Origin of the sequence: Sphingomonas larreae (genome assembly GCF_051400595.1) — a bacterium.
Lineage (GTDB): Bacteria > Pseudomonadota > Alphaproteobacteria > Sphingomonadales > Sphingomonadaceae > Sphingomonas.
The window spans coordinates 1-24,251 of record NZ_JBLFFI010000007.1; the positions used below are offsets into that span (position 1 = coordinate 1).

At 70.4% G+C, this 24,251-nt stretch carries 25 protein-coding genes; 17 read left to right on the forward strand and 8 right to left on the reverse strand.

Features of this window, described 5'->3' with window-relative positions; translation table 11 throughout:
- The first annotated feature begins 445 nt into the window (after positions 1–445).
- The 3 genes from ACMGDM_RS18085 to phbB are packed head-to-tail and all read left to right on the forward strand — an operon-like array spanning position 446 to position 4,433.
- Positions 446–2,659, forward strand: coding sequence for a molybdopterin cofactor-binding domain-containing protein (locus ACMGDM_RS18085; RefSeq protein ID WP_436805527.1), 2,214 nt, complete (start codon positions 446–448; stop codon positions 2,657–2,659).
- Positions 2,660–2,662: 3 nt separating this feature from the next.
- A complete protein-coding gene (gene hemH / locus ACMGDM_RS18090) occupies positions 2,663–3,682 on the forward strand; it encodes a ferrochelatase (RefSeq protein WP_436805528.1) in 1,020 nt (339 codons plus the stop codon).
- A gap of 28 nt (positions 3,683–3,710) precedes the next feature.
- Positions 3,711–4,433, forward strand: coding sequence for an acetoacetyl-CoA reductase (gene phbB / locus ACMGDM_RS18095; RefSeq protein ID WP_436805529.1), 723 nt, complete (start codon positions 3,711–3,713; stop codon positions 4,431–4,433).
- Between the two features lie 159 nt (positions 4,434–4,592).
- Here phbB and ACMGDM_RS18100 read toward each other — a convergent pair whose 3' ends face one another.
- Positions 4,593–4,967: a glycine zipper 2TM domain-containing protein gene (locus ACMGDM_RS18100; protein ID WP_436805530.1), complete on the reverse strand. Its 375-nt coding sequence runs from the start codon at positions 4,965–4,967 to the stop codon at positions 4,593–4,595.
- 150 nt (positions 4,968–5,117) lie between these two features.
- On the opposite strand from ACMGDM_RS18100, the gene ACMGDM_RS18105 reads away from it, so the two are divergent.
- On the forward strand, positions 5,118–6,083 hold the full coding sequence (locus ACMGDM_RS18105) for an esterase-like activity of phytase family protein (protein ID WP_436805531.1): 966 nt from the start codon (positions 5,118–5,120) through the stop codon (positions 6,081–6,083).
- Positions 6,084–6,159: 76 nt separating this feature from the next.
- On the opposite strand, the gene rpmB is transcribed toward ACMGDM_RS18105, so the two are convergent.
- The gene (gene rpmB / locus ACMGDM_RS18110; protein ID WP_436805532.1) at positions 6,160–6,456 is read right to left on the reverse strand and encodes a 50S ribosomal protein L28; all 297 of its coding nucleotides are present in this window, start codon (positions 6,454–6,456) and stop codon (positions 6,160–6,162) included.
- A 177-nt stretch (positions 6,457–6,633) separates the two neighbouring features.
- Here rpmB and ACMGDM_RS18115 point away from each other — a divergent pair, with 177 nt between their 5' ends.
- The 5 genes from ACMGDM_RS18115 (at position 6,634) to ACMGDM_RS18135 (ending at position 11,114) form a co-directional block, all read left to right on the forward strand.
- Complete coding sequence (locus ACMGDM_RS18115; protein ID WP_436805533.1) at positions 6,634–6,861, forward strand: hypothetical protein; 228 nt, start codon at positions 6,634–6,636, stop codon at positions 6,859–6,861.
- Between the two features lie 38 nt (positions 6,862–6,899).
- Entirely contained in the window at positions 6,900–7,349 is a 450-nt protein-coding gene (locus ACMGDM_RS18120) for a nucleoside deaminase (protein ID WP_436805534.1), read from the forward strand.
- 321 nt (positions 7,350–7,670) lie between these two features.
- Positions 7,671–8,063 carry a hypothetical protein gene (locus ACMGDM_RS18125; RefSeq protein WP_436805535.1) on the forward strand — a complete coding sequence of 131 codons (393 nt, stop codon included), beginning with the start codon at positions 7,671–7,673 and terminating at the stop codon, positions 8,061–8,063.
- A gap of 20 nt (positions 8,064–8,083) precedes the next feature.
- The gene (locus ACMGDM_RS18130) at positions 8,084–9,403 is read left to right on the forward strand and encodes a cystathionine gamma-synthase family protein (protein WP_436805536.1); all 1,320 of its coding nucleotides are present in this window, start codon (positions 8,084–8,086) and stop codon (positions 9,401–9,403) included.
- Between the two features lie 547 nt (positions 9,404–9,950).
- Positions 9,951–11,114 (forward strand): BaiN/RdsA family NAD(P)/FAD-dependent oxidoreductase, encoded by a 1,164-nt coding sequence (locus ACMGDM_RS18135; protein WP_436805639.1) that lies wholly within the window; start codon positions 9,951–9,953, stop codon positions 11,112–11,114.
- A gap of 256 nt (positions 11,115–11,370) precedes the next feature.
- Here the strand turns inward: ACMGDM_RS18135 and hemA are convergent, their stop codons facing one another.
- Positions 11,371–12,615 carry a 5-aminolevulinate synthase gene (gene hemA / locus ACMGDM_RS18140; protein ID WP_436805537.1) on the reverse strand — a complete coding sequence of 415 codons (1,245 nt, stop codon included), beginning with the start codon at positions 12,613–12,615 and terminating at the stop codon, positions 11,371–11,373.
- A gap of 373 nt (positions 12,616–12,988) precedes the next feature.
- Positions 12,989–13,780 carry a glutamate racemase gene (gene murI, locus ACMGDM_RS18145; protein WP_436805538.1) on the reverse strand — a complete coding sequence of 264 codons (792 nt, stop codon included), beginning with the start codon at positions 13,778–13,780 and terminating at the stop codon, positions 12,989–12,991.
- Between the two features lie 124 nt (positions 13,781–13,904).
- On the opposite strand from murI, the gene plsY reads away from it, so the two are divergent.
- Together plsY and dprA are read left to right on the forward strand one after the other, a co-directional pair.
- Positions 13,905–14,510 (forward strand): glycerol-3-phosphate 1-O-acyltransferase PlsY, encoded by a 606-nt coding sequence (plsY, locus tag ACMGDM_RS18150; protein WP_436805539.1) that lies wholly within the window; start codon positions 13,905–13,907, stop codon positions 14,508–14,510.
- A gap of 11 nt (positions 14,511–14,521) precedes the next feature.
- Positions 14,522–15,616 (forward strand): DNA-processing protein DprA, encoded by a 1,095-nt coding sequence (gene dprA, locus ACMGDM_RS18155; RefSeq protein WP_436805540.1) that lies wholly within the window; start codon positions 14,522–14,524, stop codon positions 15,614–15,616.
- 46 nt (positions 15,617–15,662) lie between these two features.
- Here the strand turns inward: dprA and ACMGDM_RS18160 are convergent, their stop codons facing one another.
- On the reverse strand, positions 15,663–15,962 hold the full coding sequence (locus ACMGDM_RS18160; protein ID WP_436805541.1) for a DUF1244 domain-containing protein: 300 nt from the start codon (positions 15,960–15,962) through the stop codon (positions 15,663–15,665).
- A gap of 66 nt (positions 15,963–16,028) precedes the next feature.
- On the opposite strand from ACMGDM_RS18160, the gene pyk reads away from it, so the two are divergent.
- Both pyk and ACMGDM_RS18170 read left to right on the forward strand, forming a co-directional pair.
- Positions 16,029–17,507, forward strand: a complete 1,479-nt coding sequence (gene pyk, locus ACMGDM_RS18165) for a pyruvate kinase (RefSeq protein ID WP_436805542.1) — start codon at positions 16,029–16,031, stop codon at positions 17,505–17,507.
- Between the two features lie 125 nt (positions 17,508–17,632).
- A complete protein-coding gene (locus tag ACMGDM_RS18170; protein ID WP_436805543.1) occupies positions 17,633–17,788 on the forward strand; it encodes a hypothetical protein in 156 nt (51 codons plus the stop codon).
- Positions 17,789–17,826: 38 nt separating this feature from the next.
- On the opposite strand, the gene ACMGDM_RS18175 is transcribed toward ACMGDM_RS18170, so the two are convergent.
- Entirely contained in the window at positions 17,827–18,948 is a 1,122-nt protein-coding gene (locus tag ACMGDM_RS18175; protein ID WP_436805544.1) for a M14 family metallopeptidase, read from the reverse strand.
- The gene (locus tag ACMGDM_RS18180) at positions 18,945–19,544 is read right to left on the reverse strand and encodes a DUF4136 domain-containing protein (RefSeq protein ID WP_436805545.1); all 600 of its coding nucleotides are present in this window, start codon (positions 19,542–19,544) and stop codon (positions 18,945–18,947) included. Before ACMGDM_RS18180 ends, ACMGDM_RS18175 begins: the two co-directional genes overlap by 4 nt.
- Before the next feature lie 704 nt (positions 19,545–20,248).
- Between ACMGDM_RS18180 and ykgO the strand changes: the two genes are divergently transcribed.
- The 4 genes from ykgO to ACMGDM_RS18200 all read left to right on the forward strand — a co-directional run bounded on the left by ykgO (position 20,249) and on the right by ACMGDM_RS18200 (position 22,613).
- Positions 20,249–20,374 carry a type B 50S ribosomal protein L36 gene (gene ykgO, locus ACMGDM_RS18185; protein WP_003046794.1) on the forward strand — a complete coding sequence of 42 codons (126 nt, stop codon included), beginning with the start codon at positions 20,249–20,251 and terminating at the stop codon, positions 20,372–20,374.
- A gap of 8 nt (positions 20,375–20,382) precedes the next feature.
- Positions 20,383–21,036, forward strand: a complete 654-nt coding sequence (locus ACMGDM_RS18190; RefSeq protein ID WP_436805546.1) for an HAD family hydrolase — start codon at positions 20,383–20,385, stop codon at positions 21,034–21,036.
- Between the two features lie 211 nt (positions 21,037–21,247).
- Positions 21,248–22,159, forward strand: a complete 912-nt coding sequence (locus ACMGDM_RS18195) for an EamA family transporter (RefSeq protein ID WP_436805547.1) — start codon at positions 21,248–21,250, stop codon at positions 22,157–22,159.
- Between the two features lie 64 nt (positions 22,160–22,223).
- The gene (locus ACMGDM_RS18200) at positions 22,224–22,613 is read left to right on the forward strand and encodes a DUF4440 domain-containing protein (RefSeq protein WP_436805548.1); all 390 of its coding nucleotides are present in this window, start codon (positions 22,224–22,226) and stop codon (positions 22,611–22,613) included.
- Between the two features lie 141 nt (positions 22,614–22,754).
- Here the strand turns inward: ACMGDM_RS18200 and ACMGDM_RS18205 are convergent, their stop codons facing one another.
- Entirely contained in the window at positions 22,755–24,218 is a 1,464-nt protein-coding gene (locus ACMGDM_RS18205) for an ATP-binding protein (protein ID WP_436805549.1), read from the reverse strand.
- Positions 24,219–24,251: the final 33 nt, after the last annotated feature.

The window sequence follows — 24,251 nt, forward strand, 5'->3', positions numbered from 1 at the left end:
GGCCAGATGAACACCGGCGCGATCCTCGAGGGCGCGGAGAAGTATCAGCGCATCGCCCAGACCATGGGCCTGCCGCGGGATAATCACTGACGGGGGGGCGAGCGCGCGCCTCTCATCAGCGTCATCCTGAGCTTGTCTCAGGATCCACCGACCCGCAGGAGCCGCAGCCGCTGCGTACGCGGCACAGTGGATCCTGAAACGACGGCAGGATGACGCCGGAGGTGAGAGCGGTGTACGCTCCCCCCAGAAAAGCGCGTCAGGCGAGCGCGCCGCTGCGTCTTCGCGTGAGATGATCCGGCGCGGACACCGAGGGCGCGCGTTGGGCTGATCGCAGAAGCGCGGCTGGAGCGAGCAGACCGGCCACATCGTTAAGCCACAAGCGCTCGATCACCTTGACCGAGCTTTCGCGCTTCCCCGCCGCGCCGCGTCCCGCTACCGCCACGTCATGGCCGCGCTGACCCGACGCAAGCTGCTGATCTCCGGGGGCGCGGGTGTGGGGCTGGTGGTCGCCTGGGCGATCTGGCCGCGGCACTATGGCGCGGCGCTCCCGACCGCGCCGGGCGAGGCCGCCTTCGGCGCCTTCGTCAAGATCGCGCGCGACGGGCAGGTGATCGTGGCGGTGCCGCAATGCGAGCATGGTCAGGGCGTCTACACCGCGCTGGCGCAGATCGTCGCGGACGAACTCGGGGCCGACTGGCGCACCGTCGCGGTCGAGGCCGCACCCCTCACGCCGCCTTACGCCAATCCGCTCGGCGCCGCGGCCTTGTTCGCCGACTCGGCGGCGTACGTGCCCGCGGCAGCGCGCGACGAGTTGTGGACCCGCGGCGCGCTGCTCGTCACTGCCGGCTCGACTTCGGTGCGCCAGTTCGAACAGCCGCTCCGCGCCGCAGGCGCGGCGGCGCGCGTGCTGCTGTGCCAGGCCGCCGCGGCACGCTGGGACGTCGACTGGCAGCAATGCGATACGCACGCCGGCTTCGTCACGCTGGGCGAGCGACGGCTGCGCTTCGCCGAGCTCGCCGAGGCGGCGGCCAGCGGGCACGTGCCTGACGAACTGCCCCTGCGGGTCGGCGACGAGGCGCGGCTGAGCGGAGAATCGCTGCCACGGCTCGATTCTCCCGCCAAGGTCGACGGCTCGGCGAATTTCGTCGCCGACGTGCGGCTGCTCGACATGGTCTTCGCCAGCGTCCGCCAGGGGCCGCAAACCGGCGCGCGCCTGCGCTCCTGCAACAGGGCCGCGGCTGAGCGGGTCCACGGCGTGCTCTCGGTCGTCACCACGGACCATTGGGTTGCAGCGGTGGCGAACAATTGGTGGTCGGCTAACCGCGGCGTCGAGGCGCTGGCGCCGCGCTTCGAACGCACCGGAACGATGGTCGACGACGCGGCGATCGAGCGCGCGCTCGACGCCGCACTCGATCGCCCCGGCGCGAGCGTGGCGCGCGTCGGCGATGCCGCGGCGGTGCTGCGCGGCGGGACGCTGGTGGAGGCGACGTACCGGGTAGCGCCCGCGCTCCACGCCGCGCTCGAGCCACCCGCGGCGACGGCGCACTGGCGCGATGGCAAGCTCGAACTATGGCTCGCCACCCAGGCGCCGACGCTCGCGCGCGCCGCGGCGGCCGCAGCGATCCAGGTGTCCGAGCGCGACGTGATCGTCCATCCCATGCTCGTCGGCGGATCGTTCGGCGCGGCGCTCGAGCATGACGTGGCGGTGCAGGCAGCGGTGCTCGCGGGCGCGGTGCGCCGCCCGGTGCAGCTCACCTGGTCGCGCGGCGAGGCGCTGCTCCACGACCGTGTCCGCGCGCCGGCGAAGGCGCGGATGCGCGCGCGGCTGGGGCGGAACGGCGCGATCTTGGCGTGGCACGCCGCGATCGCCGCGCCGCGAACCGGGCGGGCAATGGGCGAGCGGCTGCTCGCGCGCGACCCGCTGCGTGCGCTCGCCGCCGCGCTCCCCGCCGACGCGGATCATTATGCGACCACCGGTGCGGTGCCGCCCTATCGACTGGGGGCCTATGCGATCGATCATCATCCGGTCGAGCTCGACCTCCCCACCGGCCATCTGCACGGCGGCGCCGACGGTTACACGGCCTTTTTCACCGAATGCTTCATCGACGAGCTGGCACGCGCCAGCGGCAACGAGCCGATGTCGTACCGCGTCGGCAAGCTCGGCCGCGACGTCCGGCTCGCGCGCTGCCTCACCACGGTCGCCGGGCTCGGCGGGTGGAGCGGCGGGGTGCCCGGCAGCGCGCAGGGCATCGCCTGCCACCGCCGCGCCGACAGCGCGATTGCGGTGCTCGCCGAGGTGGAGGAGCGGGGCGGGGGCGCGCCGCGCGTCACGCGCCTCGTCGCCGCGCTGGATGCCGGACGGCTGATCAATCCCGATCTGGTGCGCCAGCAGATCGAGGGCGGGCTGGTGTTCGGCCTTGCCGCCGCCACCGGTACCGCCGCGCACTATCGCGACGATCTCGCCACCGTGCGCCAGTTCGGGGCGCTCGACCTGCCGACGCTCGCGAGCGCGCCTGAGATCAGCGTGGAGCTGATCCCGAGCACCGCGGCATGCGGGGGCGTCAGCGATCTCGGCGTGCCCGCCGTGGCGCCTGCGGTCGCCAATGCCTTGTTCGCCGCTACGGGTATGCGCCCGCGCGCGCTACCGCTGAGGAGTTGAGAGATGCTACCCGCCGACCATCCGACGATCCCGCCGCCGCGTATCGGCGTGCTGCTGATCAATCTGGGCACGCCCGATTCGGCGGACGTGCGCGCCGTGCGGCGCTATCTCGCCGAGTTCCTCTCCGATCGCCGCGTGGTCGAGCTGCCGAAGCTGGCGTGGCAGCCGATCCTGCGCGGCATCGTGCTGACCACCCGGCCGAAGAAGTCGGCGCACGCCTATCGCCAGGTGTGGAGCGAGGCGGGATCGCCGCTCGCCGCGGTGACGCGCGCGCAGGCGACGGCGCTCAAACATGCGTTCGGCGACGAGGTGCTGGTCGACTGGGCGATGCGCTACGGCAACCCCGCGATTGCGGACCGACTGGCGGCGATGAAGGCAGCAGGGTGCGAGCGCATCCTGCTTGCACCGCTGTACCCGCAATATTGCGCCGCGACGACCGCGACCGCCAACGACAAGGCCTTCGCGGCACTGGCCGAGTGGCGCTGGCAGCCGGCGGTGCGCACCTTGCCGCCCTATTACGACGACCCGGCCTATATCGCCGCGCTGGCCGCCAGCGTCAGCGAGTCGCTCGACCGGCTGGCGTTCGCTCCCGACGCGCTGATCGCGAGCTTTCACGGCATGCCGCAGCGCACGCTCGAGCGCGGCGATCCCTATCATTGCCACTGCCAGAAAACCGCGCGGCTGCTCGGCGCTGCGCTGGCCGACCGGCTTGCGGGGAGGCCGCTGATGGTCGCGTTCCAGTCGCGCTTCGGCAGCGCCAAATGGCTCGGACCCGCCACGGATACCACGCTCGAGGCGCTGCCCGCGCAGGGCGTCCGCAAGGTGGCGGTGGTGGCGCCGGGCTTCTCCGCGGACTGTCTCGAGACGCTCGAGGAGCTGGCGATCCGCGGGCGCGAGAGCTTCCTCGCCGCCGGCGGGACCGACTTTGCCTATCTGCCGTGCCTCAACGACTCGCCGCAAGGCGTTGACATGCTAGGGGTGATCCTGTCCCGCGAGCTTGAAGGCTGGGTGGGGCGCGGCTAGCCTGCATTAGGTTAAGGGAGAGGCAGGCATGGCAAGGATCGCGATCGTCACCGGCGGCACGCGCGGTATCGGCGAGGCGATCAGCGTTGCGCTGCGCGACCAGGGCATGACCGTTGCGGCCAATTATGCCGGCAACGCCGAGCGCGCCCGCGACTTCACCCAGCGTACCGGCATCGCCGCCTACAGATGGGATGTTGCGGATTATGACGCGTGTCAGGACGGTTGCGCGCGCGTCGCCGCGGAACTCGGACCGGTGGACGTGCTGGTCAACAACGCCGGCATCACGCGCGATGGCACGATCCTGAAGATGACCTACCAGATGTGGAAGGAGGTCATGGACACGAACCTGGGCGGCTGTTTCAACATGGCCAAGGCGGTGTTCCCCGGCATGCGCGAGCGCAAATGGGGCCGCATCGTTAACATCGGCTCGATCAACGGCCAGGCCGGGCAATATGGCCAAGTCAACTACGCTGCGGCCAAAAGCGGCATCCATGGCTTCACCAAGGCGCTGTCGCAGGAGGGCGCGCGCGCGGGGGTCACGGTGAACGCCATCGCGCCCGGCTATATCGACACCGACATGGTGGCGGCGGTGCCGGGCGAGGTGCTGGAGAAGATCGTCGCCAAGATCCCGGTCGGTCGGCTCGGCCAGGCGCAGGAAATCGCGCGCGGCGTCGCCTTCCTGTGCTCGGAAGATGCCGGGTTCGTCACCGGCTCGACCCTCAGCATCAACGGCGGCCAGCACATGTATTGAACCGCCGTGCGGCGTAGCCGCGTCGCCGTCCCTGCCACGACTACGGGTCCGGCACCCGAAGGTACCGGACCCGCGCCCTCTCACGCTACGCGAGGGAACTCGTGGCGATCGGGACGGCACTGGCCGCTCGGCCGCGCTCGTCCCTGTAATCGCAAGAAGTTAACGGCAATACCGCGGGTTGTTCGACTTCTCGATCGCGTTGCCCGCGACCGCGCCGCCGACGCCGCCGAGCACCGTGCCCAGCGTCCGGTCGCCGCGCGAGTCGATCACCCGGCCGAGCAGGCCGCCGGCGATCGCGCCGACCACGGTGCCGGTGGTGCCCTGCGAGCAGCGGTTGCTGTAATTGTACCGGCGCGAGTCGCCGCGGCGGTCATAATCGCGGTAGCTGCCGCGGTCGTAGCGGTCGTAGCGGCCGTCGCGATAATCGCGATCGTAGCGGCTGCCATAGTAACGCTGCGCGTCAGCGGCGGCGGGGACGATCGCGGCGGAGCCCATCGCGAGCGCGGCGCCAGCCAAAGCGAGATTCTTGAACATGTGTCATCTCCCGTTTGCTTGTTCCGGTCGGCGGGTCATCCCGTCGATGTGAGCCTTATGCTCGAGTCGCATTGAGCCGACCCTGAATGCGCCCGTTATCGAAGGTTCATCCGTCTTCCGTGCAGCGGACAGCTCCCGTAGAGCGGCGCGATGCGCTGGTTCTGGTCCCTGCTCGCGATGCTGCTGCTGGTACCGGGCTGGACGGGCGAGCCCCGGCTGCCGCTGATCGCGCCCGGCGCGCCGCTTTCCGCCCGCGCGATCACGCCGGCGGGCGGCTGGCCGGCGCGGATGGGGGCGGTTGCTCCCGTCGGGGCGCTGTCGCTCGAGTCAAGCGACCGTGACGTCGGCGGCTTCTCCGCGCTGGCGCTGCGCGGCGACGAGGCGGTGTTGCTCAGCGACGGCGGCCAGCTGCTGCGGCTTCACATTGCGGGGCGCCACCTCGAGCGGCGCGCGATCGTGACCTTGCGCGACGGCCCCGGCACCGGTTGGATGAAGCTTGACCGCGACACCGAGTCGCTGGTGCTCGATCGCGCCACCGGCGCGGCCTGGATCGGCTACGAGCGGGTCAACGCCATCTGGCGCTATGCTCCCGACCTCGAGCATGCGGAGGCGTTCGTCGCTCCACCGGCGATGCGGGACTGGGGCGAGAACACGGGCCCCGAATCGCTGGTGCAGCTTAACGATGGCCGCTTCCTCGTCATTCAGGAGGGCTGGCGCAACATGCGCGAGCCGCGTGCCGCTTTGCTCTTCTCAGGCGATCCGACCGCGCCGCGCCGAACCGGCGCGCTCCTCCACTACCGCCCGCCCAACGGCTTCGCACCGAGCGATGCGACGGTGCTGCCGAACGGCGATGTGTTGGTGCTCAATCGCCGCTGGCACTTCCCGCCGCTGCGGTTCGACTCCGTGCTGGTGCGGATCGCGCGCGAATCGATCCAGCCGGGCGCGATGCTGTCCGGCCCGATCGTCGCAGACATCAGCGCGGCGGTGGCGCATGAGAATGCCGAGGGTCTCGCGATAGCGGTGGAGCGCGGGCAGACGTTCCTGTGGGTCGTCACCGACAATGACACCGCGCGCTGGCGCCCGACGGTGCTCGCCAAGTTCCGCTGGCTCGGCTGACACGCAGCGAGCAACGCGAAGCGGCCCGCCGTCACCGGGACGGCGGGCCGCAATCGACCGGGTGAGGAGAAGCGGATCAGGCCGCGGCGGCGGCGGCGCGCTTCTTCACGATGTCGCGCTTCAGGCGGCGCGCCTTGAGCGACAGCTTGTCGTCCGAGGTCTTCGCCAGCCAGTTGTCGAGCCCGCCGTTATGCTCCACCGAGCGCAGCCCATGAGTCGACACGCGCAGCGTGATCGACCGCTCGAGCACGTCCGACAGGAGCGTGACGTTCTGCAGGTTCGGCAGGAACGTGCGCTTGGTCTTGTTGTTGGCGTGGGACACGTTGTTCCCCACCTGCCGGCCCTTGCCGGTCAGCTCGCAGATGCGCGACATGTGTTCGATCCTGAATATCGGTTGCCCGGAAAGTGGGGCGCGATACCTCGCGCGCGCCGGGCGGTCAAGAGGTCCGGCCTGAACGGCCAAGCCGGGCCAGCAGCAACCTCGCCCTGCCAGGCGCGTTGTAGCTGCCGAAGCGTTGTTGCGCTATCGTACCGATCGGGAGGAACCAAGATGCGCATGTTGCTGGCTCTGGTGGGGATCGCCGCTCTGGTGTTGCTCGCCGCAATGATGCTGGGCTTCGTCAAGTTCGACCAGACGCAGACCGCGCAGCTGCCGCGGCTCGAGGGCGGGCAGGCACCCAAGTTCGAGGCGGACGTCGCCAAGGTGAGCGTCGGCACCGAGAACAAGACGGTTGAAGTGCCCAAGGTCGAAATCCAGAAGCCCGGCGAGAAGCGCTGACGCTGGCGGCGCGGCAGCGCGCCCGCTAGGTGGTGGGCATGTTCCCGCTGCCCTCCGCGATGCGCCAGGCGCTTGATGCAGCCCGCGCGACGGGGGCGGCGGGAGAGGTGCCGGTCGGCGCCGTTGTCGTTCGCGACGGCGTTGTAATCGCGGTCGCCGCCAACGCGCCGCGCGAGCGGTGCGACCCGACCGCGCATGCCGAGATCCTCGCCATCCGCGCTGCGGCGCAAGCGCTCGGACGCGACCGGCTGGAGGATTGCGACCTGTGGGTCACGCTGGAGCCGTGCGCCATGTGCGCCGGCGCGATCGCCCATGCGCGGATTGCCCGGCTCTATTATGGCGCGGAGGATGCGAAGGGCGGGGCGGTGGAGCACGGCCCGCGCTTCTTCGCGCAGCCGACCTGTCATCATAGGCCAGAGGTGTTCGCGGGGATCGGCGCCGGCGAGGGGGCTGCGCTGCTGCGCGACTTCTTCGCCGCGCGGCGGTGAGATCGGGCAAGTGCTTTCGCCTCTCTGGCGACGGCCGTGGGAGGCCACGCCAACGTTGCTGTCACGGAAGTCCTGGCTCCTGCCGTCGAAACTGACGCTGTCGTCATCCCGGGCTTGTTCCGGGGTTCAGCGTGCCAATCTTTCCACGTCCGGTGAGTGCGTCGCGCGATGGATCGCGGACCAAGTCCGGGAGGACGGAGAGCGGCTGGAGTAAGGGTCGTCTGCCCGGGTGGACCCGTCGCGCCGCGCTACGCGCTGTTCCCGACTCGGGCGCTCGTGCGTTATCGCACTTCCGCGATCCAAGACGAACGAGGCAAGGCCATGCGTTTCCTCCCCATCTTCGCCGCCACCGCGATGCTGAGCGCGGGCGCAATCGTCGCCGCGCCGCGCGACCGCGCGTCCGACGCCGCATACCAGAAGCTGATCGCGGGCAAGACGCCCGGCAAGCCGGTGAGCTGTATCGACACCCGGCTGACCCAGCCGCAGCTCTCTGCCGCCGGCACCAAGCTGATTTACCGCGTCAGCAACAAGCTGGTCTATGTCAACGAGACCGGCGGCGGGTGCGAGAACGTGCGGCGCGGCGACGCGCTGGTGACGCGCCAGTTCCAGACCCGATTGTGCCGCGGCGATATCGCCCAGACGGTCGATCTGCCCGCGCGTATCCCGACCGGCAGTTGCGCGCTCGGCGCTTTCGTGCCCTACCAGGCCAAGTAAGTATCAGGAGAGACGATCGCATGGCCGACGAACCCAACGAGCAGGAGCTGACCGGGGTCGAGACCCGCGTCTCGCCCAAGCCGGCCGTCGATGCGATCGGCGGGCGCAAGCTGAAGCCCGCGACGCTGATGATGGGGCACGGCTATGATCCCACGCTGTCCGAGGGCGCGCTCAAGCCCCCGGTGTTCCTCACCTCCACCTTCGTCTTCCCCAATGCGGCGGCGGGCAAGCGCCATTTCGAGGGCGTCACCGGCAAGCGCCCCGGCGGCGCCGCGGGGCTGGTCTATTCGCGTTTCAACGGGCCGAACCAGGAGATCCTGGAGGATCGGCTCGGCATCTGGGAGGGCGCGGAGGACGCGCTGACCTTCTCCAGCGGCATGGCGGCGATCGCGACGCTGTTCCTCTCGCTGGTGCGGCCGGGCGACACGATCGTTCACTCCGGCCCGCTGTATGCCGCGACGGAGACGCTGATCGCGCGCGTGCTCGGCCGCTTCAGCGTGCATTGGCTCGACTTCCCGGCCGGCGCGACGCGCGAGGAGATCGACGCGGTGCTCGGCAAGGCCGCCTCCGGCCGCGTCGCGCTGATTTATTTGGAGAGCCCGGCCAATCCGACCAACGCGCTGGTCGACGTCGAGGCGGTGGCGGCGAGCCGCGACGCGATCTGGGGCGACGCCGCGGAGAAGCCGCCGATCGCGATCGACAATACCTTCCTCGGCCCGCTCTGGTCGCAGCCGCTCCAGCACGGCGCCGACGTCGTGGTGTACAGCCTCACCAAATATGCCGGCGGCCACTCCGATCTGGTGGCGGGCGGGGTGCTCGGCGCGAAGGCGGTGATCGACGTGATCCGCGCGATGCGCAACACGATCGGCACGATCTGCGACCCCAACACCGCCTGGATGCTGCTGCGCAGCCTTGAGACGCTCGAGCTGCGGATGAGCCGCGCGGGCGAGAATGCCGCCAAGGTGTGCGCTTTCCTGCGCGATCATCCCAAGGTGGAGCATGTCGGCTATCTCGGCTTCCTTGCCGAGGCGGAAGGGCGGCAGGCCGATATCTACCGGCGGCATTGCACCGGCGGGGGCTCGACCTTCTCGCTGTACCTCAAGGGCGGCGAGGCGGAAGCGTTCCGCTTCCTCGACGCGCTCAAGATTGCCAAGCTCGCGGTCAGCCTCGGCGGCACCGAGACGCTGGCGAGCCATCCCGCCGCAATGACTCACCTCTCGGTGCCCGATGCGCGCAAGCAGGCGCTGGGGATCACCGACAATCTGGTGCGCATCTCGATCGGCGTGGAGGACGCGGACGACCTGATCGCCGACATGGAGCAGGCACTGGCCGCGATCTGAGGTCCGCCGACGTCGCAGGTGAGCATCCTGCCCGACAAGGAGATCGTTGCGAAATCCCGTTCTGTGCTCCGGCGCGGACAGGAGCCCGAAGGCACGCGCACAACGAGACGTTGGTTTGCCTGGCTCCGGGTTCCGGCTTTCGCCGGAACACGGTGACGCAACCCGCAAGTTGAGCCATTGCGCAACGATCCCCCACGAGGGGAGGGGCTCCGCATATGGGCAGTCCGTCTGGCTCCCGCATGCGAAGCCTGTTCGTCATGCCGGCCTTGAGCGGGGATCCATGGTGCGGCGTACGCTCCCATCGTTGCTCTCGCGCAAGCATGGATCCCGGACCGAGTCCGGGATGTCGGTAGGGCCTCCAGCGCCGGTGCGTCACGAAGTCATACGCGATTGCCCGCCCCGGAGCGGCAGAGGGGGCCGCGAGCGCACGGGCGCGTACGCGGTAGCGCCCCTCCCATCAGCGCTGATGCGCCGCCATCGCTCCGCGAGCGCGAAGGATCAGCGCTCATCGCTCGACGCCGCTGCCGCGCTATGTCACGGCGCGCGCATGGAAGAATATGACGTGATCGTGCTCGGCGCGGGCGGCGCCGGGCTGATGGCGGCGGCGATCGCGGGGCAGCGCGGGCGGCGCGTCGTGGTGCTCGATCACGCCGACGCGCCGGGCAAGAAGATCCTGATCTCCGGCGGTGGTCGCTGCAATTTCACCAACCTCCACACCGCCGCCGATCGCTACGTCTCGGCCAATCCGCACTTCGCCAAGTCCGCGCTCGGCCGTTATACCGCGCAGGATTTCCTCACGCTGGTCGAGCGCCATGGTATCGCCTGGCATGAGAAGACGCTGGGGCAGCTCTTCTGCGACGGCAGCGCGCGGCAGATTGTCGAGCTGCTGCTGGGCGAATGCGAGGCGGGCGGAGTGACGCTGCGGCTCGGCGAAGCGCTTGGCGCGATCGACCATGCCGACGCGCGCTTCACGGTCGAACATGGCGGTCGACGCTATCGCGCCCCTGCGCTGGTGATAGCGACCGGGGGACCGTCGATCCCCAAGCTCGGCGCGACCGGCATCGCCTATGACATCGCGCGCCGCTTCGGGCTCAAGGTGGTGGAGCCGCGCCCCGCGCTGGTGCCGCTGACGCTGCCCGGGAGCGAGGCGCTGTTCCGCGCTTTGTCGGGCGTTGCGACCGCAGTCGTGGCGCGGGTCGGCAAGGCCGCCTTCGCCGAGGCCGCGCTGTTCACCCACCGCGGGCTGTCGGGGCCGGCGATCCTGCAGGTGTCGAGCTATTGGCGCCGCGGCGAGGACGTCGCGATCGACTTTCGCCCCGACGCGGCACCCGGCTGGCTCGTCGCCGCCAAGCGCGTGCGGCCGCGCGCCACGCTGGCGAGCGCGCTGGGGCTGCCGTCGCGCCTGGCCGAGGCGCTGGCGGAGCGGCTCGGGCTGGGCGAGCTCGCCGCGGCAAGCGATCGCGCGCTTACCGAGGCGGAGCGGCGACTGGCCGACTGGCGCTTCCATCCCGACGGCAGCGAGGGGTTCGCCAAGGCCGAGGTGACGGTGGGCGGAATCTCCACCGCCGAGCTGTCGTCCAAGACAATGGAAGCGCGACGTCTCCCCGGGCTGTACGCGATCGGCGAAGCGGTTGACGTTACCGGCTGGCTCGGCGGGTATAATTTCCAATGGGCCTGGGCGAGCGGCTATGCCGCAGGACTGGCGGTATGAGCGGGTGAGAAGAAGCGCGGACACGGCAAGCGCGTCGCGCGCCCGCCAGCGTCACAGGGCAACGAATTGGCCGTAATCCTGAGCGTGCTTCAGGATCGACTGTCCGGCAGCCCCCGCGACCGCTGAGCGGGCCGCAGCGTGGAGCCTGAACCGAATTGAGGATGACGACGTGGTCAGGCGAACGTCTCGGCAGTGCGGAGCTGATCGGAGCATGTCCCGCGAGGAGCGAGCACGAGCGCCACAAGCTGCTCGACGCTTACGCCGCCAGGCGCAGCTCCAGCCGGTCCCAGATCTCCACCAGCGCCGCGGTCAGCTCGCGCATCATCGCCTCGTCATGCGCCGGGCCCGGCGTGAAGCGCAGCCGCTCGGTGCCGCGTGGCACCGTCGGATAATTGATCGGCTGCACGTACACGCCGTACTCGGCTAGCAGGATGTCGCTGATCTTCTTGGCCTTGACCGGGTCACCCACCATCACCGGCACGATGTGCGTCTCGCCCAGCATCACCGGCAGTCCGGCCGCGCGCATCATCGCTTTGAGCGACGCCGCCGCTGCCTGCTGGCCGTCGCGCTCGACGCTCGACGCCTTGAGGTGGCGCACGCTCGCCAGCACGCCCGCGACCAGCACCGGCGACAGCGAGGTGGTGAAGATGAAGCCGGGCGCGTAGCTGCGGATCACGTCAACGATCGTGCGGTCGGCAGCGATATAGCCGCCCATCACGCCGAACGCCTTGCCCAAGGTGCCCTCGATGATCGTCAGCCGCCCGGCCACGCCGTCGCGCTCGCTGATCCCGCCGCCGCGTGGGCCGTACATGCCGACGGCATGGACCTCGTCTAGGTAGGTCAGCGCATTATATTTGTCGGCGAGGTCGCAGATCGCGCCGACGGGCGCGACATCGCCCTCCATCGAATAGACGCTCTCGAACGCGATCAGCTTGGGCGCGGCGGGGTCATCCGCGGCGAGCAACTCTTCGAGATGCGCGAGATCGTTGTGCCGGAACACGCGCTTCTCGCACCCGGCGTTGCGGATGCCCGCGATCATCGAGGCGTGGTTGAGCTCGTCCGAGTAGATGATGCAGCCGGGCAGCACCTTGGCCAGCGTCGACAGTGTCGCCTCGTTCGAGACATAGCCGCTGGTGAACAGCAGCGCGGCCTCCTTGCCGTGCAGGTCGGCGAGCTCGTGCTCGAGGTCGACGTGATAATGCGTGTTGCCGCCGATGTTGCGCGTGCCGCCCGAGCCGGCGCCGACGTCGTGGAGCGCTTCCTCCATCGCCGCGATCACCTTGGGGTGCTGGCCCATCGCGAGATAGTCGTTTGAGCACCAGACGGTGATCGGCTTAGGCCCGTTATGCCCCGCGAAGCAGCGCGCGTTCGGGAACATGCCCTTGTTGCGCAGAATGTCGATGAAGACGCGATAGCGCCCTTCGGCATGGAGTCGATCGATCGCCTGCGTGAACACGCGCGAGTAGTCGACGCCGCGCGCCTCTCTGCTGTCGCTGATCATGGCGCCCGCGATTACTCCTCCCCGCCCGCGATGACCAGCGCATAAGGGCGCTTTGTGTGATCGAAGACGTGGACAAATTGTCCCACCCGCCGCGCGGGTCAAGTGAGAAGTGGTGATTGGCGTCGCGCTGCAGGGATGAGCCAGAGGCCATTGGTGCCGCCGCCACGTGGCTCGTCGAGGCGCCGATCAGTGCGATACCTCTGCCGCGCTCTGTCATCCTGAGCTTGTCTCAGGATTGATTGTGCCGTCCACTCGACACCTAAGGCGCTCGCGGGGCGGTAGATCCTGAAACGAGGTCAGAATGACGCGAGGGGGGTGCGTGCCTGTCGCACCGGTGCTCGCCGCGGCGACGGTGCGACGCACGCCATGGCAGTTACAGCGCCTCTACCCGCGCGAACGCCAGCCCCGCGGCGACCCGCCGCTCGTGCTCGCCGAGCCCGGTGAACACCAGCACGTCGTCCACCGTGCCGGGCGCCGGCCACGCCTGATCCGCGGTGAGATGCGCGATGCGCCGCGCGATGCCGGCGCCGCCGTCGAGGAAGCGCACCCCTGCTGGCGCCACGGCGGCAAGCTCGCCGGCAAGCAGAGGGAAGTGCGTGCAGGCGTTGACGATCACATCGATCCGCTCGCCTCCGGGCTGGTCCAGTAGCCCGGCCAGTGCGCAGGCGACCGCGGCGGGATCGACCGTCTCGCCGGCCAATTTCGCTTCCGCCAGCTCGACCAGTGCCGCCGACCCGTGACGCAGCACCAGGCAATCGCCCGCGAAGCGCGCCGCGAGATCGTCGACATAGGGCTGGCGCACGGTGGCTTCGGTGCCGAGCACGCCGATCACGCGCGTCCGGCTGGCCAGCGCGGCGGGCTTGATCGCCGGCACGGTGCCGACCACGGGCACGTCGAGCGCGGCGCGCACCGCCGGGAGCGCGATCGTCGAGGCGGTATTGCACGCGATCACTGCCAGCCGCGGGCGATAGCGCTCGACCAGGCGGCCGAGCAACGCGGGCACGCGCGCGGCGATCTCGCTCTCGCTTCGCGTGCCATAGGGGAAACCCGCTGAATCGGCGGCGTAGACGATCGGCGCCGCCGGCAGCAGCGCGCGCGTCGGCGTCACCACCGACAGGCCGCCGACGCCGGAGTCGAAGAACAGGATCGGCCGCGGGTCGCTCATCATCGGGCGCTTACGGCGTCGCGCGCGGGGTCGCAACGGGGCGGCGCCGGGTGGTGGCGTACCCGTAATGTTTCGGCTAGAACGGCGGCATGGGGGACTGGAACTGACCGCCGACACCGTCTGGATGGCACCCGCCGCAGCGCTGCTGCTGGGGTATCTGCTGGGATCGATCCCGTTCGGTGTGCTGCTCACGCGCGCGTCGGGGGCGGGTGACCTGCGCCAGATCGGGTCGGGCAATATCGGCGCGACCAACGTTCTGCGCACTGGGCGCAAGGGGTTGGCCGCGGCGACGCTGCTGCTCGATCTCGCCAAGGGCGCCGCGGCGGTGCTGCTGGCGCGCTGGCTGATGCCCGGCGCGGAGGGCTATGCCGCCGCGGCGGCGATGGTCGGCCACTGCTACCCGCTGTGGCTACGCTTCCGCGGCGGCAAGGGCGTGGCGACGCTGATGGGGGTGGCGCTCGCGCTGCACTGGCCGCTCGGCGCGGTATTCGCGCTGCTGTGGCTCGGGCTGCTCGCCGCGCTGCGCATCTCCTCGCTCGCGGGCATGGCGGCGGCGGTGAGCACGCCGGTCACCGCGGCGGTGCTCGACCAGTTCGACCTGGTGCCGCTGCTGATGGGGCTGGCCGCGCTGGTGCTGTGGAAGCATCGCGCCAATATCGCGCGGCTGATCGACGGGACCGAGCCGCGCGTGGGCCGCTCGGCTGCGCCCGACCCGGCGGAGCAGGGGTAAGAGGCACAGGCGTGGCGGACGAGGACGGCGAGCGCGCCGCGCGGCTGCGGCTGATCCGGACGCCCTCGGTCGGCCCGGTCAGCTATCGTCGCCTGCTGGCGCGCTTCGGCTCGGCCGCGGCGGCGATCGAGGCGCTTCCCGATCTCGCGCGACGCGGCGGCGGGCGCGCGCCCGCAGTGCCGGCGGAGTCCGTGATCGCGCGCGAACGCGCGCTGGTCGAGCGGCTCGGCGCACGCCATCTGCTGCTCGGCGATCCGGACTATCCGCCGCTGCTCGCGCAGCTCGACGACTCGCCCGCGGTGCTCACCGTGCGCGGCGATATCGCGCTGGCGAGACGGACCGTGGTGGCGATCGTCGGCGCGCGCAACGCCTCCGCCGCAGCCTGCCGCTTCGCGCGCGGACTGGCGCACGACCTTGCGGCGGCGGGCGCGAGCGTGGCCTCGGGGCTCGCGCGCGGCGTCGACGGCGCGGCGCATTCCGGTGCGCTGCCCGCGACGATCGGCGTGGTCGCGGGTGGGATCGACGTCACGTATCCTCCCGAACATGCCGCGCTGCAGGAGCGGATCGGGCGCGAGGGGCTGCTCGTCGCCGAGATGCCGCCGGGCACGGAGCCGCGCGCACGGCACTTTCCGTATCGCAACCGGATCGTCACCGGGCTGGCACTGGGGACGCTGGTGGTGGAGGCGGCGCCGCGCTCGGGGTCGCTGATCAGCGCGCGACTGGCGGGCGAGCAGGGGCGCGAGGTGATGGCGGTGCCGGGACACCCCAGCGACCCGCGCGCGCAGGGATGCAACGCGCTGATCCGCGACGGCGCCACGCTCGTCCAATCGGCGGCGGAGGTGCTCGAACAGGTGCGGCCGCTCGACCCGCGCGCGATAGCGGCGGGGGCGCACCGCTGGGAGAGCGTGGCAGAGCCGGTGGTGCATCATGGCGATGACGAGCGCGCCCGCGTCGTCGCGCTGCTCGGTGCGGCGCCGGTCGTGGCGGACGAGCTGGTGCGGCAGACCGGGCTTCCCGCCGCGCTGGTGCAAGACGTGCTGCTCGAGCTTGAACTCGCCGGCCGTATCGAGCGCCACGCCGGCGCGCGGGTCACCCGCGTGGGATAGCAGCGCTGCGCATCACGCTAACGCGGCCGATCCCGGCGCGGCCGCATCAGGCGTTGCGCGCCACGCTCTCCTTCATGCGGGCGAGCTGCTCGGGGGTCGCGTCCTGCTGGTGACGGTCCTTCCACTCGGCATAGGGCATGCCATAGATCGCGGTGCGGCCCTCCTCCTTGGACAGTCCGCCCGCCTCGCTGACCCAATCTGACAAGCAATTGCGGCAGAAGCCCGCCAGCCCCATCAGGTCGACATTCTGCGCGTCGCTACGGTGGCGCAGGTGGCGCAGCAGCCGGCGGAAGGCCGATGCTGCCGCGGCATCGTCGATCATGTCGAGGGGATCGCGCTGGTCCATCTGCATCTCCGGATTTGATCCCGGCGCGTTAGTCGCTAAGGCGTCCGCGGCAAAGCAGGAACGCGCATGACCCTTACACCAGAAACGATCGCCCCGCGCTCGCGCAAGGTCCGCGTGCTCGCCACCCTGGGGCCGGCGAGTGACTCGCCCGAGATGATCGCCACGCTGTTCCAGGCGGGTGCGGACGCCTTCCGTATCAACATGAGCCACGGCGACCAGGCGTCCAAGGCGCAGATCATCCAGTCGATCCGCTCGCTCGAGGAAAAGTTCAACCGTCCCTCGACGATCCTGGCCGATCTCCAGGGGCCCAAGCTGCGCGTCGGCAAGTTCGACGGCGGCCGGGTGAACCTCGAGCATGGCAGCACCTTCACACTCGATCACGATCCCGCACCGGGCGACGCCACGCGCGTGCGACTGCCGCACCGCGAGATCTTCGCCGCGATCGAGCCCGGCGCACGACTGTTGCTCGACGACGGCAAGCTGGTGCTGCGCGTCACCGATCATGACGAGAACCGCATCGTCACCACCGTAGAGATCGGCGGGCCGCTGAGCGACAACAAGGGGCTCAACGTGCCCGACGTGGTGGTGCCGATGGCGGCGCTGACTGCGAAGGATCGCTCCGACCTGACGTTCGCGCTCGAACAGGGCGTCGACTGGATCGCGCTGTCGTTCGTCCAGCGCCCCGAGGACCTCGCCGAGGCGCGCAAGCTGATCGAGGGCAAGGCGGCGCTGCTTGCCAAGATCGAGAAGCCCGCGGCGATCGAGCGGCTCGAGGAGCTGGTCGAGGCATGCGACGGCGTGATGGTCGCGCGCGGCGATCTGGGTGTCGAGCTGCCGCCGCAATCGGTGCCGCCGCTGCAGAAGCGCATCGTCGAGACTGCGCGACGGATGGGCCGCCCGGTGGTGGTGGCGACGCAGATGCTCGAATCGATGATCAAGAGCCCGTCGCCGACGCGTGCCGAAGTGTCCGACGTAGCCACCGCCATCTATGACGGCGCCGACGCGATCATGCTCTCGGCCGAGAGCGCGGCGGGCGACTGGCCGGTCGAATCGGTGGCGATGATGAACGCGATCGGCGACGCGGTGGAGCGCGACCCGATGCACGGCGACCGTATCCACTTCACGGTCACGCGCCCCGATCCCACCACCGCCGACGCGCTGGCGGAGGCGGCCAAGAACATCGCCGCCACCGTCTCCGCGGCGGCGATCATCTGCTTCACCAGCTCAGGCTCGACCGCGCGCCGGATCGCGCGCGAGCGGCCCTCGGTGCCGATCCTGGTGCTCACCCCCAATCGCGAGACCGCGCGGCGGCTCGGGCTGCTGTGGGGGACGCACAACGTCGTCACGCGCGATGTCGAATCGTTCGAGGAGATGGTGGCCAAGGCGAAGCGGATCGCGCTGCGCCAAGGCATCGCACAGGCGGGTGACCGCGTGATCGTGATGGCGGGCGTGCCGTTCCGCACCCCGGGCTCGACCAACGTTCTTCACGTTGTCCGGATCATCGGCGACGAGCTCAAGGACTATCGCGGTCCGGCCAACAACTGAGCGGCGGCGGTGGCTGCCACTTGATCCGAAGTGGCAGTGACCGCGCGCCGACGGTAGTTTTATCCAATCGTATACTCCGGCGATCGCGCAAGGCAGCGAGCGAACGGGGTGGGGTAACGGCAACAATGTTTCGCAACGCGACGCCTGGCAGCGTGCGCTCCGAGCTGGCGCGCGCGCATCGCACCGCGGCGATGGTGACCGACCCGGTCTCCGCGGGCACGCTGCGGCGTTATATCCACGAGCTGGAGAGCGAATTGCATCGCCGCGCGCTGGCTCGGTGATGCTGCCGGTCCTCCCCGAGGCGGGAGGACCGAGACCCTCACAGCGCGGCGATCATCTCTGTCACCACCTCAAGGCAGGAGACGCCCAGCGTCCGGCTACGCTCCGGGCTCCAACCGAAGTGCGCGTCGGGATTGGGATCATGGTCCTTGAACGGCATCTCCAGCGTCACCGACACCGCACCGAAGCGCTCGGCCAGCTGGTTGGTCGACATCGCGAGGTTCGCCTTGCCCGGCGCTGAGCGATCATAGCCCAGCTCGGTCTGGAAATCGCGGCTGTGCGCCGCCAGCCGCCGGCCGAACTCATAGAATTTGGCGCCATGCGCGTCCGTCCAGGACGGGATGCCTTCGAAGCCGGCGATGAAGTTCGCCGGGATCGCCTCGTCGCCGTGGACGTCCATCGCGAAGGTCACGCCGGTGCGATCCATCTCGCGCAACACGCACAGCACCTCGGGACTGCGCTCGGGCGTCGGCGCATGCCATTCACGGTTGAGGTTCACCCCCGCCGCGTTGGTGCGCAGATGGCCGCGGCGCGTGCCGTCCGGGTTCATATTGGGGACGACATGGACCGTCGCCGCCGCCAGCAGCGGTGCGGCGGCGTCACTGGTGAGCCAGTCGAGCGCGCCCTCCATCCAATATTCGGTCATCGATTCGCCCGGATGCTGGCGACCGTACAGCCAGACCTGCTTGGGCCCGTCGCCAACGCGTAAATAGTCGATCGCCTGGCCGTCGAGCGTCTGGCCGAGCTCGCGATGGGTGACGCCCGGCCGCGCCGCGATCCGCGCCACCAGCCGCGCGTGCATCTCCATCGTGAACGGCGCGAAATAGGCGAACCAGGCGAGGTCACCGGTGCCGGTCCAGTCGAAGTGGAGCACGCCGCCGTCATAGCGGCTATCGATCATCCGCCACGCCTCCAGATCGGTCGAGGCGCGCGTGCGATAGCCGGGCCAGCCGAACGGATAGGCCGACTGGCCCGCGTTGACGATGCGGAAGGTCACGCGCTTGCCGCGCAGCCCGGCGGCGCGGAAGTAGAACCATTGATAGAAATCGGACTGATGGTCGCGCACGATCTCGAGATCGCACGTCCAATCGTCTCCCTCGCCGCTGAGTTCGACCAGCCGAATATTGCCGCTGTCGAAAGCGGCGTTGATCTGTAGCGTCATTTCACCTCGACCGTGCGCCCGGACTCGCCGGGGAAATCCTTGAACAGCGCGCTTGCGAGCCGGGCCGCGACCGTATTGGCGTCGGCATCCGGCGCGCTGGTGTCGGTGAGCGACTGCGCCTGCCCCTCCCAGATCGCATTGGGACCGCGGCGCAGCCGCACCGCCAGCTCGGTCACCACCCCGGTACGCTCGCGCGCGCCGCCGAGCGGGAAGCTGACCCCGCCGCCCAGCCCGGTGCCGCCGCGCCACCCGCCGGAATAGCCGCCGCCACCGAGCCCGATCTGCACCGGGGAGCGGCGCGGCGGCAGCGGCCGGTCGGTGCGGGTGAACCCCACTGTGGCGATATATTGCGCCGGCGTGCCCGGGGGCGCGCTGGTGAAGCCGTTGCGCAACAGCTCCGCCTCCACCGCGGCGGCGTAGGTCTTATACTCGAGACTGGGCGATCCGGCGCCCTGCAGCGGCTCGACCTGCACCGTGCCGCGCTCGGCCACCGCATCATAGTGAAAGCGCGTCGCTTCGACCGGGAAGCGCTGCGGCCCGGTGGCACAGGCCGCCAGCGGCGCGGCGGCGAGCAGGACGAGGACGACACGACGCATGACACACCCTTCGCGAGAACGATCGTTGCGGCATAGCAACGCCGCACCGCGCCGCAAGCTCCGCCGCGTTCCGGGCGGCGCGACGAATCGCCGGGGCGGGTCGGGGGGCGTGAGCCCCTCAACATTCGCGTGCGTGGCGGGTTGGTCGTCCATGTCGCTGCGCGCGCCTGATTTTCAGCGGATGACGCGGGCGGGGCCGGCGCCGGCCCTGACGCGAATGTTGCGAAAGTTGAGGCCTGCGCGGGGAACGGGGCGGCGCGAATGTTGAGAATGTTGAGACACGGCGCGTGGTGGCGGGAAGGGCGGGGCAACGGCGGGCGGCGCGGGGCGTGGGATGGGCATGCGCCGGATCTGACAGGCGCGCCGGGTGTAGGACAGCGGCTCCCGGGCCGGCTTATTACACGCCCGAGGCTCCGCGGGGCGGGCAGCTGCCCGCCGTCCGTTCGGCTCGCGTAAAGATCGAGCTTGTCGGGAGCGTGTATCGAGAGCGCGCCACCCGCCTTCTCGACACGCCGTGTCGGCAGGCTCGATGGCCAATCGAAACGAACGGCAAGGGCGAAGCGGCGGCCGGAGCGCCGCTGAGAGGCGTTGGCACCCACGTCATCCCTGTCTCCGGGCGTGCGCCCACCGACTCGGTTGACTTTCCACCCCCCGCTCACTAGGCGGCGCGCTTTCCCTATTCTCTCGATAGAAGCGCCATCGCCATGAAGATCCGCAACAGCCTCAAGTCGCTCAAGGACCGCCACCGCGACAATCGCGTGATCCGTCGCCGCGGCCGCACCTACGTCATCAACAAGACCAACCGCCGCTTCAAGGCGCGCCAGGGCTGAGCCCTGACGTGACGTCGGCGGCCAGCGCCCCGACGGCGGTGATCTTCGACGTCGGGCACGTCCTTTACGACTGGGACCCGCGCGCGCTCTACGGGCGCCTGTTCGACGACGAGCAGGCGCTCGACGCGTTCCTGCGCGACGTCGCCACGCGCGAGTGGCATTTCCAGCACGACGCCGGCCGGCCCTTCGCCGAGACCAGCGCCGAGCTCGCCGCGCTGCATCCGCAGCACGCCGAGATGATCGCTTTGTGGGGGCCGCGCTTCGGCGAGCAGATTCCCGGGCCGATTCCCGGCATGCCCGCGCTGGTCGAGGAACTCGATGCGCGCGGCGTGCCGCTGTTCGCGATCACCAACTTCTCGGGCGAATTCTTTACGCCGTTCCGCGCGCGCGAGGCGGCGCTGTTCGACCGCTTCCGTGATATCGTCGTCTCGGGCGACGAGCGCGTGGTGAAGCCCGACCCCGCGATCTTCCACCTCGCGCTGCGCCGCTTCGCGCTCACCGCCGACCAGGCCCTCTTCGTCGACGACAATGTGGCGAACGTGACCGCGGCGCGCGCGCTCGGCATCCGCTCGCACCTCTTCGCCGGCGCCGACGCGCTGCGCGCCGAGCTGAGCGAACTCGGCCTGCTGGATGGGGCGCAGGGGCGGGCAGCGGCCGACTGACGATCGCCTTGCAGGGTAGCGTGGTGAAGCTCTCTCGGTCATCCCGGGCTCGACCCGGGATCCATGGTGCCGCATACGCGCCAGCCGTTGCGCGTGCGGAAGCAGGGATCCCGGCTCGGGGCCGGAATGACGACCTTGAAAGGTTATTGACCGTTGCTCGTAGATCAGCCCGCGGCACGCAAGGGAGCGCCGACGGTCGCGAGGGCCTGAGGTGAGCACGTCCACCTCCGGCGCAGTGCCGCCGCGCCACCTGCTGCTCGCGCTCGCTGTCGTGGCGGTGTGGGGCACCAACTTCGTCGTGATCCGCGCCGCGCTTGACGTGCTGCCGCCGCTCGCCTTCGCGGCGTGCCGCTTCGCGCTCGCCTTCCTGCCCGCGCTGTTCGTGCCACGCCCTCAGGTGCGGTGGCGCTCGCTCGCCGCTTACGGCCTGCTGATCGGCGCGGGGCAGTTCGGGCTGCTGTTCCTGGCGATGGATGGCTGGATCTCGCCCGGGCTCGCGAGCCTGGTGGTGCAAAGCCAGGTGTTCTTCACCATCGGCCTCGCGATCGTGCTGAGCGGCGAGCGCGTCCGCTCCTATCAGCTCGGCGCGCTGGTGCTGGCGAGCGCGGGGATCCTCACCATCCTCGTCCACAACGATCGCGCTGCCACCCCGCTGGGCCTCGCGCTGACGATCGCGGCGGCGATCAGCTGGGCGGGCGGCAACCAGGTCGCCAAGGCGAGCGGCACCACCGACATGCTCGGCTTCGTCATTTGGTCGAGCGCCTTTGCGGTGCCGCCGCTGGTCGCCGCGGCGCTGCTGGTGGAGGGCGCGGCGCCGATCCTGGACGCGGTGCAGCGCGCCGGGCCTGGCGTGTGGGCCGCGGTGGTGTGGCAGGCGGTTGGCAACACCCTGTTCGGCTACGCCGCCTGGGGCTGGCTGCTGGCGCGCCATCCCGCTGCGACGATCACGCCGAGCGCGATGCTGGTGCCGGTGTTCGGCATGGGCACGTCGGCCTTGTTGCTGGGGGAGCCGCTGCCGGGGTGGAAGCTGCTCGCCGCCGCGCTGGTGCTGGGCGGGCTCGCGCTCAACCTGCTGTGGCCGCGCGTCAGCGGCTATCCGTGGCGCCGCGGCGCGGCCGGCTGAGCCGCAACGGAACGAACCCGCGCCCGCCTCGCTTGGTGACGGAACAGTCACGGGAGCAGGTAGCATGGAAGATGGTCGCGTGTGGGCGTTCGAGGAGAGCCTGTGGACCGCCGACGCGGATCACTATCGCGAGTCGATCGACGAGTCGGCGCTGATGGTGGTGCCGCAGCCGCCCTATGTGCTGGAGAGCGAGGCGGCGGTCGAGGCGGTGAGCCGGACGCCGCGGTGGGATGAGGTGCGTTTCAGCGACCAGCGCATCGTGCGCCCGCAGGAAGGGCTGATCGTGGTCGCCTACAAGGTCGAGGCGTCGAAGGGGAATTCTGGTGGGGAAGGGGGCGAGACCTATGTCGCGCACTGCACCTCAACCTATCGCCGGATCGAGCACGAGCGCTGGACCGTGGTGCAGCACCAGCAGACCCCGCCGCTGGTGGCGGAGGCGCAGCTGGAGGGGTGAGCTGTCGGTAGTCGCGTAAGCCCTCCCCTTCAGGGGAGGGGTTGGGGTGGGGGGCGTCCACGGACGCGGCGTTCGCGGAACGGCCCCACCCCCGGCCCCTCCCTAAAGGGGCCGGGTGAGTACATCCGACGTTCGCCGCCCCTAAGCCGCCTCTGCCGCTCCGGTCGTCCAGCCCAGATGCGGGATCGTGATCGAGCGCTTGCCGGCCATGTCGGTGCGGGTGACGAACAGGTCGCGGCTCTCGATATAGCCGATCAGCCGCTTCACCCGCCCGAGCGAGCTCGTCCCATAGGTATGCGCGATCGCCTCGTCCGAGGGGCACGGCTCACCGTCGCGCGCCGCCTTGGCGACCAGCAGGAAGGCGCCGAGCATGTCGTCGGGCAGCCCCTGCGCCAGCGCCAGCGCGCTGGCCCATTCCTCTGCGTGCGGCGTGAAGATGCCCGCGCGCGCGCATGACAGCCGCCGGCTGAAGGCGGGAAGGTCGAGCGAGGGGCGTGCCACGCCCGTCATCCGGCAGCGGACCTGAAAGTCCTGGAACAGCACCGCCGCGGGCCGCCCGGCGCTCTCCGCGTCGGCGACGATCGCGCGCAGCACCTCGGCGTAGACCGCCTCGACCTCCTCCTCGGAACGGTCGGGTAGCGCGGGCGCGGGCACGCCTGGCGCGGGCGGCGCGGCGAGGTCGGCGAGCAACTCCTCGCTCGGCACGCGGCGCGGGCGCGGGTCGAACGACAGCGGCAGCGACGGCGCCGCCTCGGGGGTGACGTCGAGCAGCGCCTGGACGTCGACGCTGTCCGCCTTGGGCAGCGGCACCAGCTTGGGGCTGCCGCTGCGCGCCTGCGTCTCCACCGCGCCGATCTTCACCGTCAGCGGGCGGCGCGACACCGCGGGACCGAGCGCCAGGAAGGTGCCGCGGGCGAGGTCGCGGATCACGTCGGCCTGGCGCCGCTCCATGCCGAGCAGGTCCGCCGCGCGCGCCATGTCGATGTCGAGGAAGGTGCGCCCCATCAGGAAGTTGCTCGCCTCGGCCGCGACGTTCTTGGCGAGCTTGGCGAGCCGCTGCGTCGCGATCACCCCCGCGAGCCCGCGCTTGCGCCCGCGGCACATCAGGTTGGTCATCGCCGAGAGCGAGGCGCGGCGCACGTCCTCGGCCACCTCGCCGCCGGTGGTGGGGGCGAACAGCTGTGCCTCGTCGACGACGACCAGCGCGGGGTACCAATGCTCGCGCGGCGCGTCGAACAGCGCGCCGAGGAAGCCGGCGGCGCAGCGCATCTGGCCCTCGGCTTCCAGCCCCTCGAGGCTGAGCACGACGCTGGCGCGATGCTCGCGCAGGCGCGCGGCGATGCGCGCGATCTCGCGCTCGGCATAGTCCGCGCCCTCGATCACGACATGGCCGTAGCGCTCGGACAAGGTGACGAAATCGCCCTCGGGATCGATCACCACCTGCTGCACCTGCCCGGCCGAGCCCTCGAGCAGCCGGCGCAGCAGGTGCGACTTGCCCGAGCCCGAATTGCCCTGGACGAGCAAGCGAGTGGCGAGCAGTTCCTCGAGATCCATTGTCACGGGCGCGCCCGACGTATCGGTGCCCATGTCCACGCTGACGGTCATTGCCCCGCCTGTGCCCGAAGGCGCGGAGTCGGG

Coding starts and splice junctions, on each gene's coding strand:
- ACMGDM_RS18085 (WP_436805527.1), top strand. CDS start 446: ATGGCCGCGCTGACCCGACGCAAGCTGCTGATCTCCGGGGGCGCGGGT.
- hemH (WP_436805528.1), top strand. CDS start 2,663: ATGCTACCCGCCGACCATCCGACGATCCCGCCGCCGCGTATCGGCGTG.
- phbB (WP_436805529.1), top strand. CDS start 3,711: ATGGCAAGGATCGCGATCGTCACCGGCGGCACGCGCGGTATCGGCGAG.
- ACMGDM_RS18100 (WP_436805530.1), bottom strand. CDS start 4,967: ATGTTCAAGAATCTCGCTTTGGCTGGCGCCGCGCTCGCGATGGGCTCC.
- ACMGDM_RS18105 (WP_436805531.1), top strand. CDS start 5,118: ATGCGCTGGTTCTGGTCCCTGCTCGCGATGCTGCTGCTGGTACCGGGC.
- rpmB (WP_436805532.1), bottom strand. CDS start 6,456: ATGTCGCGCATCTGCGAGCTGACCGGCAAGGGCCGGCAGGTGGGGAAC.
- ACMGDM_RS18115 (WP_436805533.1), top strand. CDS start 6,634: ATGCGCATGTTGCTGGCTCTGGTGGGGATCGCCGCTCTGGTGTTGCTC.
- ACMGDM_RS18120 (WP_436805534.1), top strand. CDS start 6,900: ATGTTCCCGCTGCCCTCCGCGATGCGCCAGGCGCTTGATGCAGCCCGC.
- ACMGDM_RS18125 (WP_436805535.1), top strand. CDS start 7,671: ATGCGTTTCCTCCCCATCTTCGCCGCCACCGCGATGCTGAGCGCGGGC.
- ACMGDM_RS18130 (WP_436805536.1), top strand. CDS start 8,084: ATGGCCGACGAACCCAACGAGCAGGAGCTGACCGGGGTCGAGACCCGC.
- ACMGDM_RS18135 (WP_436805639.1), top strand. CDS start 9,951: ATGGAAGAATATGACGTGATCGTGCTCGGCGCGGGCGGCGCCGGGCTG.
- hemA (WP_436805537.1), bottom strand. CDS start 12,615: ATGATCAGCGACAGCAGAGAGGCGCGCGGCGTCGACTACTCGCGCGTG.
- murI (WP_436805538.1), bottom strand. CDS start 13,780: ATGAGCGACCCGCGGCCGATCCTGTTCTTCGACTCCGGCGTCGGCGGC.
- plsY (WP_436805539.1), top strand. CDS start 13,905: ATGGCACCCGCCGCAGCGCTGCTGCTGGGGTATCTGCTGGGATCGATC.
- ACMGDM_RS18160 (WP_436805541.1), bottom strand. CDS start 15,962: ATGGACCAGCGCGATCCCCTCGACATGATCGACGATGCCGCGGCAGCA.
- pyk (WP_436805542.1), top strand. CDS start 16,029: ATGACCCTTACACCAGAAACGATCGCCCCGCGCTCGCGCAAGGTCCGC.
- ACMGDM_RS18170 (WP_436805543.1), top strand. CDS start 17,633: ATGTTTCGCAACGCGACGCCTGGCAGCGTGCGCTCCGAGCTGGCGCGC.
- ACMGDM_RS18175 (WP_436805544.1), bottom strand. CDS start 18,948: ATGACGCTACAGATCAACGCCGCTTTCGACAGCGGCAATATTCGGCTG.
- ACMGDM_RS18180 (WP_436805545.1), bottom strand. CDS start 19,544: ATGCGTCGTGTCGTCCTCGTCCTGCTCGCCGCCGCGCCGCTGGCGGCC.
- ykgO (WP_003046794.1), top strand. CDS start 20,249: ATGAAGATCCGCAACAGCCTCAAGTCGCTCAAGGACCGCCACCGCGAC.
- ACMGDM_RS18200 (WP_436805548.1), top strand. CDS start 22,224: ATGGAAGATGGTCGCGTGTGGGCGTTCGAGGAGAGCCTGTGGACCGCC.
- ACMGDM_RS18205 (WP_436805549.1), bottom strand. CDS start 24,218: ATGACCGTCAGCGTGGACATGGGCACCGATACGTCGGGCGCGCCCGTG.